Source organism: Acetobacter tropicalis, assembly GCF_001580915.1.
GTDB classification, from domain to species: domain Bacteria; phylum Pseudomonadota; class Alphaproteobacteria; order Acetobacterales; family Acetobacteraceae; genus Acetobacter; species Acetobacter tropicalis.
Map to the genome: position 1 here is coordinate 1 of NZ_LHZQ01000160.1, position 14,842 is coordinate 14,842.

Below are 14,842 nucleotides of genomic sequence, written 5' to 3' on the forward strand. Positions count from 1 at the left end.
CAGAGCAGAGCAGAGCAGAGCAGAGCAGAGCAGAGCAGGCGCGGGACGATGTGGAAACCGGGGTACGATGCTCTCGGTGGGGCAGGGGGAGGCCAGATGCGGCAACCTTGCTCCGGCATCATGCGTTTGACATCGTTCGGTCAATTTAAGGTGCAGAGGGCACTCTGCTGCTCACAACTCTCTGAGCGTATGCCAGACTATGCAAGTGAGACTGAATAGCGATACCGTATCCGACTGTCGGAAGCGGAAAAGGAGAAAGCAATGTTTGCTTCACGTCTGAAATTTGTTGCTGCTCTTGCCTGCGGGATGGCGCTGGCTCCCTCCCTTGCGGTGGCGGCGAGCACCGCCACGGGTGACCTGCAGGGGGCAGATGGTGCCGCCCATGGCACCATCAAAGTGACCGAGGCCCCCAATGGTGTCCTGCTTCGTGTGGAAGCCAAAGGGCTGACGCCCGGATGGCACGGTCTGCATTTTCATGAAAAGGGAAGCTGCGAGCCCCCAAAGTTCACCAGTGCTGGTGGGCATATTCACACCGCAAAGCCTGTTGTGCACGGCCTGCTGCATGAGGGCGCGAATGATGCGGGTGATCTGCCCAACCTTTATGTCGCCGCAGATGGCACGGCAACGGTCGAACTCTACTCCAGCCTCGTCTCTCTGAACGCGGGCGGCAAGCATCCAGCCCTTCTGGATGCTGATGGATCATCCGTGGTTATTCACGCAAACCCGGATGATTACACCACCCAGCCGATTGGTGGGGCAGGGGACCGTGTTGCCTGTGCGGTCATCAAGTAAGATTGTTTCATAAGGCGCTACGGCGCGGGCACAGCGCGAACCACACTGGGTATTGGATGCAGAAGTCTGCTCAGTGCGGTTCGTGCTGCGTCGTTTAGTGTAAAAAGGTGACGTTCACCTTCACCTGTTCCATGCCGGGGTAACGCGCTGCGCTCACGGCAGGCGTGGTTCGGTTTCTCCTAGAAAAATACTGGCTTCTTCTGGAATCCATTCCCCTGTATTTTCATCCCGCCCTTGCAGGACCAGCCGAGGTGTGGCGGAACTGCGCTGGCTGCTGGCCTCTTTCAGAAAGGGGGTCATGCTATCAGACTGTTTGCGGTTGATAAGGCAGCACAGTGCGGTTTCCGGAAAAGCGGAAAGCAGGTGGGCTGAGCTTTCTTCTCCCGCAAAAATCATCAGCGGAGGGCGTTTCCGTTTGGCGATAATGTATTTGTGGATAATGGCCGTTTTACCGCTTCCGTATGGGAACGGATATTTTGCAGTTTCGGTAGAAAGAAGAACTTTCTTGTGTTCATCCAGCCTTGCACCATAAACGTGCTCTCTGGGAATATTGTAGCCATATTCAGCAGATGTTGCAAAAAAGGCTGTACAGTCTTCCAGGGAGGATGTGCAGATAACCGGGTCTATGCCGTGTTCCTGCAAGATCTGGAACAGATCGGCCATTTCTGGCGTAAGGCGCAGGGCCTGTACAAATGTGGCTTCTACCGCACCGCCTTTTCCGGCCCGGTCTGGCGGGCAGCGCCATGTAATGGGCGTAATGGATTGGCCCAGCCCCCATTCATTTGCGGCGCGTGTCAGGGCCAGAACATCGGTAATGGTCTGGCCAGCCAGGAGGCGGATCATCCAGCGCTGGGCTTCTTCACCGCCATGCACGGTCCGCAGGCTGTGATAATAAAAGATCATGCGGGCGCGGAAGGCCTGATAAGCCGGGTCTTTATCCAGATCTTCAAGGGAGAGAGGGTGGGGCAGGTGTCCGTAGCGTGCTGCTAGCGCCCGGTAATCTTCCAGAATGTCCTCAACCAGTAGGGGCTGGGAGACAGGTTTTCCATCAAGGGTTGTAAACGGCGCAGGTAACGCCTTTTCTGGCATATGGGTGTGGATCAGGTGCCGGAATTCATGCGCAGGCAACAGGAAACTGAAATGCGCCAGCATGTAATGGAACAATGTTTCCTGCACATTGCCAACAATGGCGGTTTCATCCCAGTCAAACACGGCATAGGGGCGGTGGGTCTGATCATATTTTTCCGAATACTGCCCATATTCGGTGATCACGGCCTGCACGCGGGTGCGTGTTTTGGGGGCCCATTTCAGGGTTTCCAGCATGGGCGGGGTTTCCGCCGGGGTGAAGGAACTTGCCCGGGCAAAAGCAGGGGCAGCCAGCAGGCCGGTCAGCCCGAAACTGAAAGAACGGCGGGTCAAAGAAGACGGCATGCGAGGTCCAGAATGGCTGTTGCAAAAAATCCAGCGCGAAGGCGCGGCTGAACGAAAACATACGTCGGGCAGCAGAGTGCCTAATCTTTCACGTTCTGTCACGGGGAGAAGGGGACGCAAATAAAGGCAAGGCGGAAGGGATAGGGCAAAAAGGCAACAGCACTCTGGCAGGAAAGGAGCGCAAGACTGATGGGGGAGGGCTTTCAGGCGGTCTCTCATAGTTAGGGGAGGCTAGGAGGTGTGCCGTTATATTGGGGACGGTGTATTGGACGAAGGCAGGCGGTTCTCGCCTCACATCTGTTAGTCAAACAAGCGTTATACTTCTCCAATAGCGGACTCTTTCCAGTTTTCCTTGACGTAAGGAACTGGAGCGGTCAGCCATGAGGGCATGGATACCATCAGCCTTCTTGCTCTGTTGCTGACCTTCTCAGCAGGCTTCAGCATTCTCAATTACCACACCTTGCGCGCTCCAGTGACGATCGGCGTGCTGATCTTCTCGATGCTGATTTCTCTGCTGATCATGATCCTGAATCCGTTGATACCGGCCTATGACCTTCAGGCGCTCCCCCGGTCTGTGCTGGGAGCCATCAATCTGCCTGCGGCTCTTTTAAATGGTGCGCTGTCGCTGCTTCTGTTCGCTGGGGCCATGCAGGTGGATGTCGGGCATCTGCGAACAAAGCTGGCTTCGGTAACGGCCCTTTCTATTATAGGAACCGTTCTGGCCGTAGCGTTACTGGCAGGTGCGGCATGGTGTGTTTTTCCTCTGCTGGGCCACGCCGTCCCTTTTACATGGTGCATTGTGCTTGGTGCCATTCTTGCGCCAACAGATCCGGTTTCGGTTGTCGGAATGCTGAAACGTCTCGGCTTGCCAGGACCGCTTCAGGCAGTTTTTGCTGGTGAGAGCCTGTTCAATGATGGCGTGGGGGTTGTTATTTTTGGTGTCACGATCGGACTGGCGACCGGGGATAGCCATGGGGTAACGGCTTCTGAAATTGCCCTGAGTTTCTGCCGCGAGGCACTGGGTGGTGGTCTTCTGGGCGCACTGACCGGAGGGATCGCGCTCCGTGTGCTCAAGGGGCAGCGGGATCCACATATTGATCTGCTGACATCTCTGGCTCTGGCCACCGGAACATTCAGCATCGCCAACCAGCTTGGCATGTCTGGTGCGATTGCCGTCGTCGTGGCCGGACTGTGTTTTGGGACAAGCTATAGCCATGCCATTTTCGATGAAGCGTCCCGCAAGGAACTCGACATCGCCTGGACGTTGATTGATGAGGTGCTCAACGTTCTGCTGTTCATGCTCATAGGCTTTGAAATACTGGAGATCACCCCACGTCTGTTTACGGTGCTGGCCACGCTTGCCGTGATCCCTCTGTCCATTGCCGTACGGGCATTGAGTGTGCTGTTGTCCACTCTTCCTGTTCATCTCCGGCAGTGGGAGCGGGGTCGTGTCCTTGGTATTCTAACGTGGGGTGGCCTGCGTGGTGGGATCTCGGTTTCTCTGGCGCTTGGACTGCCGCCCGGAGACCTGCGCGATCTGCTGCTGCCTGTCTGTTACGGCGTGGTGGGGTTCACCATTATCGTGCAGGGGCTGACGATGGAGCGGGTCGTCCGCAGGCTTTATTCCAGTCATGAGGGCGCATGATCTGTTTTTTCAAAGCGGACACATGGCCTAATGCGCAGGGAACGACAGGGGCTATTGTGTTGCGGATTTTCGTAATTGATTCGTGATTACCAATAAAAATGAAGCCACGTTGAAACTAGCAGTGCGGAGGGAGATAAGTCAGATACTTCGCTTCGGACATTAGGCCCATAGAAGCGCGGCGTGCATCTAGCACTTTAGGGTCGCTGCCTTTTGCATCGAGTGAGAAGGGGGCATAATGATTGTGCTGACAGGATAACTGGGAACCATAATACTGTGTCCCAACTGTAGCGAGGTTCACACGATCTGTTAGTAAAGCATAGTCTGCCTTGTCGAACTGACCCGTTTTCATCAGGGGTTCAATCTGGCGTAATGCCATGACTTGTAAGGCAGGGTCATTATCGGCGTGCTGGATCAAAAGCCACATCATCCTAGATGATTTTTTGTCAGCCTTCACAATACGCGTCCATCCGTGCGTTTTCAGGATGCCTCGGACCCACTGGCTATTATCCCAATCGGTATTAAACATTGCCATAAGGATGCGCTGCTGGAGAACAGTAGAGGTTTCCGTATCGACACCGGAGAGAGTATCCAGTGTTCCCATCATCGGATAACGCCAGCCCTGATCAGGAATGATTCGAGCCGTAATCTGCTCAGTAAGGTTTTGGCTGTCAGAATCCACCTCAATGGCATTACTGGCTGCAGTCAATGCAGCTTCGTAAGTCTGATAATAAGACAGGCTTCGTTTCAATGCTTTTTGAAAGCTATCCCAATTCTTAAACGCCTTGGCGGACGGTAACGCCAATGACACTTGTCCACATAGATGGTCTTGGTAGCCGCGATTTCTGGGAACGACAGCCTTGACGCCTATGTCTTTCAACTGCGCGTCTTCAGCTAATCCTGCGTCCTGCTCGCAGGCATGGACATAAGATTTGATAGCGTTCCAACTCGCAACCTGCTCAGGCGTGGCATCGGGAAATGCGCCGCGCGCGAACTCATAATTACCCGCATCGAAATTATCTTTGGTTATAAAAGGTGCAAGTGATGGAGGCGCAGCCGCAGCGCCAAGCAGAGGCATCAATGCGGCAACAATTACTCGTAATGAGATATTCCGACGAGCCATCTGCCTATTCTCTGTCTTGTTTTTCCTGAAAAAAGGATACTCTACTTAGGGAAATATTGCCAGTGTGCGTTGTTTCTACTTAATGCTGTAACCTGGTATTTATCTCAAGGGTATCAGAGTATTTGTTTCCACCCCTTATTATGCGAGAGCGGATAGTTCACTCTCTCCACCAAAACGGCCTATTTCTTCAACGAAAAAAGAGTTGATCGATAGCAGTCGTGCTGTTTCGGGCATTTGCTGCGCATAACGCAGAGGGCGTGTTTGAGAGCTCAACACGGTATGGGCGGCAGAGAGTTTTTTGAAGCGGACAAAGTTCATGAGAAGGTTTGACATCGGCGGTTGGGATGGAAACTTTGTCAGTTTAATCGCAAAAAACTGCCGATCCATCCGCTAAACGGTGCAAACGCACATCGAGAGAAACTGAAACTGCAAGAGCCTGTTTCGGAACGGCCGACACTGGGTGCCTTCAAGAGAGGCTAGGTTCAGTATGGAACCAGAAAAGTATGCCTCTGCACCGCGCATGCAAAGAGACGTGCGTGGTGCAGAGGTTTTTACGAAGGGAGGCTTAGCCTTCCTGTCCCATTAGTAGCCGTTCGAGTGCGCGTTTGCGGCCGATGAGCGGTAGCAGGTCACGCAGTTCGGGGCCGTGTTCTTCGCCTGTCAGGGCAAGGCGCAGGGGCAGGAACAGGGCTTTGCCGGAGCGGCCTGTTTTTTCCTTCAGGGCTGTGGTCCAGAGCTTCCAGGTTGCGGTGTCCCACGGTTCTTCTGGCAGCAGCGCGGCGGCGTCTTTCAGGAAGGCGGATGTTTCCGCTTCCTGCGGTGGCGGCACAATGTCTCCATAGACCACACTGGCCCACAGCTTCGCTTCGGAAAGCATTTCGATATTGCCGCGAATGGCCAGCCAGAAGGCTTCCGTCGCGCCGTGGGGGAGGCGTTCCGCCACGGTAGAGAAAGGTGTCTGGGCCAGCAGCTTGTGGTTCAGGGCCAGAAGCTGCCGGGTATCAAACCGCGCGGCGGATTTTGAAATGTGGGAGAGGTCATACACCTTGGCCTGCTCCGCAAACGGCACCAGAATTGGGTCATCCGAACTGCCAAGCCGAGCCAGATAGGCCACCAATGCTTCGGCTTCCACCCCGTCCTGACGCAAGGTGCGCAGGGACATGGCGTCAAACCGCTTGGAGAGTTTGCCCCCATTTTCATCCAGCAGCAGCGGCAGGTGCGCAAAGCGGAAATGGTCGGGGCGTGCGCCCAAAGCCTCCGCAATATCAATCTGCACGCCGGTATTGGTGACGTGATCTTCGCCACGAATGATGTGGGTAATGTCTGTTTCCAGATCATCCACAACGGAGGCGAGCGTGTAGAGCACGGTGCCATCGGTCCGCACCAGAACGGGGTCAGACACGGAAGGCAGTTTGACCTGACACGCTCCCATCACAAGATCCCGCCACTGAATGATGCGGTCAGAAAGACGGAAGCGCCAGTAAGGCACCTTGCCATTGGCTTCGGCCTGCGCGCGCTGTTCTGGCGTCATTTTCAGCATGGCGCGGTCATATACCGGCGCGCGGCGCTGGCGGATCTGTGTTTCGCGCTTGGCGGCCAGTTCCTGTTCGCTTTCAAAGCACGGATACAGGCGGCCCGTGGCCTTCAGTTTTTCAATGGCTTTGGCGTAACGGTCCAGCCGCTCGGTCTGGCGGAAGGTTTCATCCCACGTAATGCCCAGCCATGTCAGGTCTGTCTGAATGGCTTCAACATGGCTTTCCTTGGAGCGCTCGATATCCGTATCATCAATACGGAGTTGGAACGCCCCGCCATGGCGGCGGGCAAAGAGGGCGTTGGCAATGGCAAGGCGAGCATTGCCAACATGCAACATACCGGTGGGGCTGGGCGCAAAACGAAGCTTCATGACGTCTCTATGCCGTGACTGGCGCGGAAATACCAGCCCTCTCCTGCCTGTCAGGCAGCCGGTTTTTCAGTGGGTGGTGGGTGGTTCGTCGTCGTCCGTAAACGGAGCGTCATCCTCTTCATCCACCAGCCGGCGGGGGTCCAGCGCGCGCCAGTCCCGCTCCATGGGGGTGGCGCGGGTAGCGGCAAAATCATCCAGTTCATTGGCGGAACGCCAGCCATCCTCTTCGGCTTCCAGCACCACGGCATCTTCCCCAAAGCTGAACCAGGCTGTCAGCACATCCTTGGTGGAAGCGCCCGGCACGCGGCACCGTTCCACGCTGTCTCTTACATAAGAACGGGCAAACGCGTTGGCGTGCGCCAGATCATGAAAACCGCCAACTTCTTCAACAATGTTGTCTTCTGCGCCGCCTGAGAGATCAAGAATACGCACACGCCAGGTTTTATCTTCCGGTGTGGGGGTTTCTGTCATGCAGAGGAGCCTTTCTGTGCTTTGCGCTGGGAGGGGAGGAGGAATTCCCGCCCGATCTTCACGCGTTCCGTGCCGTTGTAGGACACAATATCCGCCGTGGCGTACGTTTCGTTCCAGCGATCAGGAATAAAGGAGCCGGTGCCGACCACATCAATGGGGGCGTGGGCATCGGCCATGCAGGCGCATTTGGTAACGCCAAAGCCGGAGGAAGCAATGATCTTCACATGCGGGAAGCCAGCCTCATCCAGCGCGTCACGCATGCGCCAGACAGCAGCGGCGGAAACGCCGGTGCCAATCAGGTAACGCAGTTCTGAATCAGAACGGTACCGGCGCAGGGCTTCCGGTGCGTGGCGGTCAACCACCGCGTAGGATTCCTGCGGGTTCAGCCCTTCCAGAAACCGCCCGCCATGGGTGTCAAGGCGCACGCCAAGGCGGCCCTGTGCGGCAAGATCAGGAAAGCGGCGGCATACGGCCAGCGCATCCGTCACTTCCTTGCCGAAGTAATCCACCAGCACCACCAGATCCGTTTCCGGATAAAGCTCGTGGAACATTTCCGCAGCGCGCACGGTGGAACCCGCATAGCCAATAAGGGCATGAGGCATGGTGCCATAGCCATGCGTGCTGTTGAAAAACGGTGCTACGGCATCATTCGCCGTGCCGATAAAACCGATGGCGCCATCGCGTTTGGCGGCACGTCCCCCTACGGAAGCCGCATAGGCCATCAGTTCCTGCATTCCATAGCCAGCGCAGTGGCGGGCATCCATGGCCAGAAACTTGGTGTGGGGCAGGGAGACAGCAATCTGATACGCGCGGTGCGCGGCCACACAGGGGCTGCCCAGCTTTTGCAGCAGAAGCGTTTCCAGATCGGCCAGATGGGTGAAGGAGCCGGTGATATAGACTAATGGCTCCCCAGCACCCACCCATTCGCCTTCCGGGTGGACCAGATCAATTGTGTAGGGGCTGTTCCGCTCCGCCATCACGTTCTTCAGCCATTCCAGCATCAGCCCCGGCGCGGAGATGACGGGACGACGAATGAAGAAGGCGTATGTAACCTCACAGTCTCCAAAGTGAGAGACAATCCGCTTGGTGCGGTTGAAGTAGGAATCCGTTCTGGCCGTAATGACCGGGTCGGGAAGCGGTGCGGACGAACTGGCCGTGTTCAGGCCGGGCGTTTCAACGCCGTTAGAAGGCTGCACCATCCTTGTCTCATCTCCATTCCGGTTCAGGCTGCCTGGATGATGGGGGTTCCGGGCGGTGCGGTAAAGGCACCCCCCGGTTCTGTGATCGTGGGTTGGTGGACGCGTTCAGCGTTTGCCGGTCAGTTCCTCAGCCATCAGGAACGCCAGTTCCAGAGACTGCTCGGCATTCAGGCGCGGGTCACAGAAAGTTTCATAACGGTCAGCCAGATCAGATTCCGTCAGGCAGTGTGCGCCGCCCACGCATTCCGTTACGTTCTGGCCGGTCATTTCAATATGCACGCCACCGGCATGCACACCTTCAGCCGCACAGGCATCAAAGAAGCCTTTCACTTCCGTCATGATGGCATCAAATGACCGTGTTTTGACCTTCTGCGTGGTGGAGATGGTGTTGCCGTGCATCGGGTCAGTCAGCCAGGTCACGGTACGGCCGGTGGCTTTTACGGCCCGCATCAGCGGCGGCAGGTGCTTGTCAATCTTGTCCGCGCCCATGCGGGAGATGAGCGTAATGCGCCCGGCTTCATCAGTCGGGTTCAGGATTTCCAGCAGCTTTTCCAGATCTTCCACCGTGGAGGTCGGACCAACCTTGATGCCGATGGGGTTACGCACCCCCCGCAGGAATTCGACATGCGCGCCGTCCGGCTGGCGGGTGCGGTCCCCAATCCAGATGAAATGGGCGGAGCAGTCATACCACTCGCCTGATGTGGAATCGACACGGGTGAGCGCCTGCTCATAAGGCAGCAGCAGCGCTTCATGAGACGTATAGAATTCGGTTTCATCCACCTGCGGGGCGGAGGCAGCGTCAATACCGCAGGCCTGCATGAAGGACAGAGTCTCCCCAATCCGTTCCGCCATCACACGGTAGCGGTTGGCCAGCGGAGAACGTTCCACAAACCCCAGATTCCAGCGGTGCACTTCATGCAGGTTGGCATAGCCCCCGCGAGAGAAGGCGCGCAGCAGGTTCTGGATACCGGCGGACTGGAAATAACCGGTTTCCATGCGCACGGGGTCGGGAATACGGGCTTCTGCCGTGAAGTCCGGCCCGTTGATGATATCCCCACGGTAGGACGGCAGCGTGACATCGCCCTTGGTTTCCGTATCGGAAGAGCGCGGCTTGGCGAACTGGCCCGCCATGCGGCCCAGCTTCACTACCGGCACTTTTGCGCCAAAGGTCAGCACAACCGCCATCTGTAGCAGCACGCGGAACGTATCGCGCACCACATCGGCCTTGAATTCGCCGAAGCTCTCGGCGCATGCGCCGCCCTGCAATACAAAAGCCTGCCCTTTGGCGGCCTGGGCCAACTGGGCACGCAGGCGGCGCACCTCACCGGCAAATACCAGCGGCGGATACACATGCAGCCGGTCTTCCACCGCTTTCAGCGCGGCTTGATCCGGATAGGTTGGCATCTGCTTGACAGGAAACGAACGCCAGCTATCCGGCATCCAGGTAGCAGACGTCGGGCGGGGCTGGGCGAGCGAGGCACTCATGGACTTGATCCTGTCAGTTCTATCTGTCTTGAAGATGTGGGGTTAGGTGTAAAGAAAACAGTCCCCGTTGCCATAAAGGCCGCATGGGGCTGTCTTTATGTCCAAAACGCGGCCAATACGCAAATTTTCTTCCGGTAATCCGCCCGTACGCGCAACGACTGAGCAGGAAATGCGTAAAGAGAATGAGCGGGCTGTTCACACGGCACGGCGTCTGCCCGCTGGGGAAACACGCAGGAGGTCATCCTGAAACCCCAACAAGATCAGCACCATAGAGCATTTAGTGGCTCGGCCAGACGCAAAGTAACGTGGATTGGATTTTTTCGTGAGTTGGTGCGATACTAACGCCATGCCGCCTGCATCACACAGTGAGGGTGCAGGTTAGGATCATTTTTTTTCACGGGGTGACGCGCAATGGCGCAGCTGCGTAAATCATCTTTCCTGCTGCTGGCGGGTCTCAGCCTTGGTGTGTGTCTGGCTTCTGGTGCATCAGCCGCTCCTGGTGACCCATCCCTGACGCCGGATAACAACATTTCCTTTGGGGAAGGGGCAGCTTCCGGCTCCTCCTCAAAGAGTGGTTCTGCGGAAAAAAGAACCGTGCATGGCCACCGTAATCTGCCTCCGGGTTATCAGGACGCGCCGTCCATGGAGTTCAACCATGGGGATGATCCTGATCATCTGGCCAAGGTGCACCGTGACTCCATTACAGGCTCTGATCTTTCCCGTTATGGGTCCGCCTATCAAAGCAGTGGCCCGTACGGCTCTGGCCAACTTGGCGACTCCACGGGGAATGGCTGGGTAACGCCCCGCTAAATCCGCCAGCCTATATGGCGTGCCCTGCAGCGTTGTTGAGGCTGTGGGGTGTGCTTTGCCTCCCTTGGTGGAGGCATTTCTCATTTTTCCACAATTGAAACGCTTGTTTGGCCGCTGGTCAGGTCTAGCAGGCGGTGTGTGATGTCTTCCTGCTGTGCGGCAGGCAGGGTGAGCACAAACTGCGCGCCCGTGGCATCGTATTCCGGTGTGGCTGCATCCAGCCCCCACTCCTGCAAGCGGGCTTGAAGAATGGCCAGCAGGGAAAACGGGATGTGGAACGTGAGGGTGACACGTTCGATAATGGCTTCCTTGGGGGCTTCGCGCAGGCATTCTGCTGCTGTGCCAGCATAGGCGCGGATCAAGCCGCCCGCACCCAGCTTGATGCCGCCAAACCAGCGGCTGACCACAACCGCCACAAAATCCAGCTTCTGTGCCGTAATCACCTGTAAAATGGGTCGCCCTGCGGTGCCGGAGGGTTCCCCTGCATCATGGCAACGGCAGATGGGGCCAATCTGCCAGGCCCAGCAATGGTGTGTGGCATCAGGCTCGGCGGCGGCAATCTGGCTGATAAAGGCATCGGCCTCTTCCACACTGCGCGCAGGGGTGGCCCGTGCCAGAAAACGGCTTTTGCGGATGTCTTTTTCCAATGAGAACGGGCCGATCAGCGTTTCAGTCATGGCGCGTATGATAAGGGGCGCGTCTGAAAGGCGAAAGGGAGGTTCCCACACGCTATGTATGGACGGGGTGGCAGATGCCTCCTGTTAAGTTTGTGGGTGCGATCGACCAACGGCGTTTTGTTCAGATGACGTGTCAAATATGTGGCAACAAAGTGAGGGGTTGCTGCGTTGCGGGAGGAGAAGAAACGCACCATCTGAATAAGGGGAGAGACACGTTTCTTCCTCATGGCAAGTTTTCTGAACACAGGCGCAGTCTGTCACACAGGCTGCCGGCAAGAGAGGCGGCATCTGTATGAGCAACCCATTGATGCAAAGCATTAACGACATGAGCCGGGATCGATTTGTCTCGACTTTCGGTTCTGTTTTCGATCATGCGACCTGGGCCGCGGAAGAGGCTTACGAGTGTCGGCCGTTTGCTGATGTCAAATCCCTTTTTACGACCCTGACAGCCATGGTGCGTGCCGCACCCGATGAGGCACGCCGGCGGGTGGTCCGGGCTTATCCGGGGTTGGAAACATTTCTGGCCGTGGCCTCAGCCGAGGCGCTGACACAGCCTGTTTCCGATGTGCCAGCGGATCTCAACCGGCTTTCTTCTGAGGAGTTTGCTCAGTTTCGCGCACTGAACAAGGCGTATCAGGAACGGTTTGATATGCCGTTTGTGATCTATGCTCAGGATCTGACACGCGCGGAAGTAATGAAAGCACTGGAGCAACGGCTGCGATATGAACCTGAGGTTGAAACGGCAACCGCGCTAGGAGAGGTGGCCAAGTTTGCCCGCGTAAAGCTGGCGGAAATCTGCCAGAAGCTTGAACCGGGGCAGCCTAAGTAATTGCGTTGCTTGTCCTGAGTATCGCTCGCGAGCGCGTCTGCCTTGCCCAAAGAGCAGGGGCGCAGCGTGCACAATTGCGCTTGCCGCAAAAAACAGGCACATATCTCTGGCATGTAGCCGTGTGAGAGTGGGGAGTGCGACACGTCATGACGCAGTGGTTTCGTAAAGGATGTCTTCTGGCCGCAGGATTGCTGGCCGTTTCCCTTCCTGTGATAACTGCGTCTCCGGTTTTGGCGGATGATGATGACGGCGGTGATGAAGAAGGCCACAAAGGGCCGGACATGCACAAGCTGGCTGCCAAGCCGCCTTTGCCCCGCGCCCACAAGGATTTCAGCAAATTCCGCTACCGGCCCGCTGGGGACAAAGTGCAGGAACAGGCCGACGCCAACCGCCTTCTGTTCTGGACGCCTGATGGCAAGCCGGATGGCTATGCACAGCGCCGCGGCAGCAGCATTATCTATTACAATGCACAAGGGCAGGCCACGCGGGTTCAGCATCTGGAACCCAATGAACTGACTGACGATTAAGAGCCTGTTTAAAAGAGTCTCCAAGTTTTTCAGGGCTGTTTGTGGCTGAACACTGTTTGATTGGGCGGGTGCATCTTTGCATTCCGCCGTCAGGTCGGTTTTTTCTGCCCCAGGAATTTACTTCACTTTGCACCGACAGAGTTTTTCAGAGAGCCATCAACCTCGTATGATGGTACGAGGTTGGATGGTCGTCCCTTATGAGGAACACCTTCAGACCAACCCAACCGGCACTGCCTTTTTCAGGCCGTGCCCACGTAGCCGGGGGTTTCAATCAGATCCAGAATGGAGGCTGATGTTTCCTCAATGGAGCGACGGGTTACGTCAATAACCGGCCAGTTGTGGTGGCGGCACAGGCGGCGGGCCCAGCGGAGTTCTTCCTGCACTTTTTCCAGATCAATGTAGGCATAATCAGCAGCAGGGTCACGCAGGCGACCGGATGGGATCATCTGGGAAAGGCGCGTACGGCGAATTTCGATCAGTGTTTCCGGATCAATGGTCAGGCCGATCACTGGGCGTTTGATGGTGAACAACGCCTTGGGTGGCTCAATGCCCATCACCAGTGGCACGTTGGCGGCCTTGATGCCTCGGTTGGCCAGATAAAAGCATGTGGGCGTTTTGGAAACACGGGAAACCCCCACCAACACCACATCGGCTTCATTCAGTTCGTTTGTTTCCTGCCCATCATCATGCGCCAGCACATAATGCATGGCTTCAATACGCTGGTAATAGTTTTCATCCATGATGTACTGGCCACCAGGATGCCGCGTGGCTTCTTCCCCCGTTTCTTCTGAAAGGAAGGTCACAGCGCTGTCCAGCACATCCAGCAGCCGTACCTGCATGCTGGCGCAGCCTGCTTCCATATCCGCTTGCAAGGCAGGATCTGTCAGCGAGGACATAACGGGCCCACGGTCCAGCGCGATGTGACGCAGAACGCGCCGCAGCTGGAGGCGGGAGCGGATCAGGTTCCAGTGGCGGAGCCGGATTTCCGTGTTTGGGAACTGCGCAATGCAGGCGCGGGCAACAGAATCAAGGGTCTGGCCTGTGGCTTCAGACACGAGATGAAGAGTCAGTGTTTTCTGGTTCATAATCGTTTTGGCTGAGAAAAAGGCCGCCCTTTTTGGGGGCGGCCCTGTTTCTTCAGGCTTTTACCGCATTGCGGCGGGCGGCAAGGGCGGCCTGTGCGCTGGCAAGCCGCGCAACGGGCACGCGGAAGGGGGAGCAGGAGACATAATCCAGCCCCACTTCCTCAAAGAAGGAAATGGAGAGCGGATCGCCCCCATGTTCCCCGCAGATACCCAGCTTGAGGTCGGGCTTGGTTGCACGGCCTTTTTCAACACCCATGCGCACCAGCGCGCCAACGCCTTCCCGGTCAATGGAGATGAAGGGGTCTTGCGGCAGCAGGCCCTTCTCCACATAGGCAGGCAGGAAGGAGCCTGCATCGTCACGGGACAGACCAAGGGTGGTCTGCGTCAGATCGTTCGTGCCGAAGGAGAAGAAGTCCGCGCTTTCCGCAATCTGGTCTGCCGTGATGGCTGCACGGGGCAGCTCAATCATGGTGCCAATAGTGTAGGTTAGCTCGGCGTTCTGTTCTTTCAGCACATCCGCAATCACGCTTTCACAGGCTTTGCGCACCAGATCGAGTTCTGCTTTGGTGCCCACCAGCGGGATCATGATTTCCGGAATAACGGCCTTGCCAGTTTCCTTGGAAACGGCAAGTGCTGCTTCTGTAATGGCCCGCACCTGCATGGCGTAGATTTCCGGATAGCTGATGCCCAGACGGCAGCCACGGTGGCCGAGCATGGGGTTGGCTTCGGACAAGGCAGACCGGCGGGCGCGCAGGGCGTCCACGCTCTGCCCAAGGGCAGCGGCCACGTCTTTCAGTTCTGCTTCCCCATGCGGCAGGAACTCGTGCAGCGGCGGGTCAAGCAGACGGATGGTGACGGGCAGCCCCGC

The 14,842-nt window shown here is 56.9% G+C and carries 14 protein-coding genes; 5 read left to right on the forward strand and 9 right to left on the reverse strand.

Annotated features, from left to right (window positions below):
- Window positions 1-261 precede the first annotated feature (261 nt).
- Window positions 262-792 (forward strand): superoxide dismutase[Cu-Zn], encoded by a 531-nt coding sequence (gene sodC, locus AD944_RS02785; RefSeq protein ID WP_045542770.1) that lies wholly within the window; start codon window positions 262-264, stop codon window positions 790-792.
- 153 nt (window positions 793-945) lie between these two features.
- Here sodC and AD944_RS02790 read toward each other — a convergent pair whose 3' ends face one another.
- Window positions 946-2,223, reverse strand: a complete 1,278-nt coding sequence (locus AD944_RS02790; RefSeq protein ID WP_045542771.1) for a lipoprotein pyruvate-formate lyase — start codon at window positions 2,221-2,223, stop codon at window positions 946-948.
- A gap of 388 nt (window positions 2,224-2,611) precedes the next feature.
- On the opposite strand from AD944_RS02790, the gene AD944_RS02795 reads away from it, so the two are divergent.
- Entirely contained in the window at window positions 2,612-3,868 is a 1,257-nt protein-coding gene (locus AD944_RS02795) for a cation:proton antiporter (protein WP_045542772.1), read from the forward strand.
- Window positions 3,869-3,983: 115 nt separating this feature from the next.
- On the opposite strand, the gene AD944_RS02800 is transcribed toward AD944_RS02795, so the two are convergent.
- From AD944_RS02800 to AD944_RS02825, 5 genes are all read right to left on the reverse strand, one after another.
- A complete protein-coding gene (locus tag AD944_RS02800; RefSeq protein WP_052427219.1) occupies window positions 3,984-4,988 on the reverse strand; it encodes a DUF6624 domain-containing protein in 1,005 nt (334 codons plus the stop codon).
- A 565-nt stretch (window positions 4,989-5,553) separates the two neighbouring features.
- Complete coding sequence (gene gltX, locus AD944_RS02810) at window positions 5,554-6,891, reverse strand: glutamate--tRNA ligase (protein ID WP_045542774.1); 1,338 nt, start codon at window positions 6,889-6,891, stop codon at window positions 5,554-5,556.
- A gap of 66 nt (window positions 6,892-6,957) precedes the next feature.
- Window positions 6,958-7,362, reverse strand: coding sequence for a hypothetical protein (locus AD944_RS02815; protein ID WP_045542775.1), 405 nt, complete (start codon window positions 7,360-7,362; stop codon window positions 6,958-6,960).
- Window positions 7,359-8,561 carry a nicotinate phosphoribosyltransferase gene (locus tag AD944_RS02820; RefSeq protein ID WP_081939062.1) on the reverse strand — a complete coding sequence of 401 codons (1,203 nt, stop codon included), beginning with the start codon at window positions 8,559-8,561 and terminating at the stop codon, window positions 7,359-7,361. Before AD944_RS02820 ends, AD944_RS02815 begins: the two co-directional genes overlap by 4 nt.
- 105 nt (window positions 8,562-8,666) lie before the next feature.
- Window positions 8,667-10,046 carry a class II 3-deoxy-7-phosphoheptulonate synthase gene (locus tag AD944_RS02825; RefSeq protein ID WP_035380434.1) on the reverse strand — a complete coding sequence of 460 codons (1,380 nt, stop codon included), beginning with the start codon at window positions 10,044-10,046 and terminating at the stop codon, window positions 8,667-8,669.
- A 411-nt stretch (window positions 10,047-10,457) separates the two neighbouring features.
- Here AD944_RS02825 and AD944_RS02830 point away from each other — a divergent pair, with 411 nt between their 5' ends.
- Window positions 10,458-10,856, forward strand: a complete 399-nt coding sequence (locus AD944_RS02830; RefSeq protein ID WP_035380432.1) for a hypothetical protein — start codon at window positions 10,458-10,460, stop codon at window positions 10,854-10,856.
- 80 nt (window positions 10,857-10,936) lie between these two features.
- On the opposite strand, the gene AD944_RS02835 is transcribed toward AD944_RS02830, so the two are convergent.
- Window positions 10,937-11,533 carry an IMPACT family protein gene (locus AD944_RS02835; protein WP_045542781.1) on the reverse strand — a complete coding sequence of 199 codons (597 nt, stop codon included), beginning with the start codon at window positions 11,531-11,533 and terminating at the stop codon, window positions 10,937-10,939.
- A gap of 292 nt (window positions 11,534-11,825) precedes the next feature.
- Here AD944_RS02835 and uraD point away from each other — a divergent pair, with 292 nt between their 5' ends.
- Together uraD and AD944_RS02845 are read left to right on the forward strand one after the other, a co-directional pair.
- On the forward strand, window positions 11,826-12,362 hold the full coding sequence (uraD, locus tag AD944_RS02840) for a 2-oxo-4-hydroxy-4-carboxy-5-ureidoimidazoline decarboxylase (protein ID WP_045542776.1): 537 nt from the start codon (window positions 11,826-11,828) through the stop codon (window positions 12,360-12,362).
- A 146-nt stretch (window positions 12,363-12,508) separates the two neighbouring features.
- On the forward strand, window positions 12,509-12,889 hold the full coding sequence (locus tag AD944_RS02845) for a hypothetical protein (protein WP_006558235.1): 381 nt from the start codon (window positions 12,509-12,511) through the stop codon (window positions 12,887-12,889).
- Window positions 12,890-13,128: 239 nt separating this feature from the next.
- Here AD944_RS02845 and AD944_RS02850 read toward each other — a convergent pair whose 3' ends face one another.
- Both AD944_RS02850 and AD944_RS02855 read right to left on the reverse strand, forming a co-directional pair.
- Entirely contained in the window at window positions 13,129-13,974 is an 846-nt protein-coding gene (locus tag AD944_RS02850) for a pyruvate, water dikinase regulatory protein (RefSeq protein ID WP_045542777.1), read from the reverse strand.
- Window positions 13,975-14,026: 52 nt separating this feature from the next.
- A partial coding sequence (locus AD944_RS02855) for a putative PEP-binding protein (protein ID WP_346190208.1) occupies window positions 14,027-14,842 on the reverse strand: 816 nt, incomplete at its 5' end.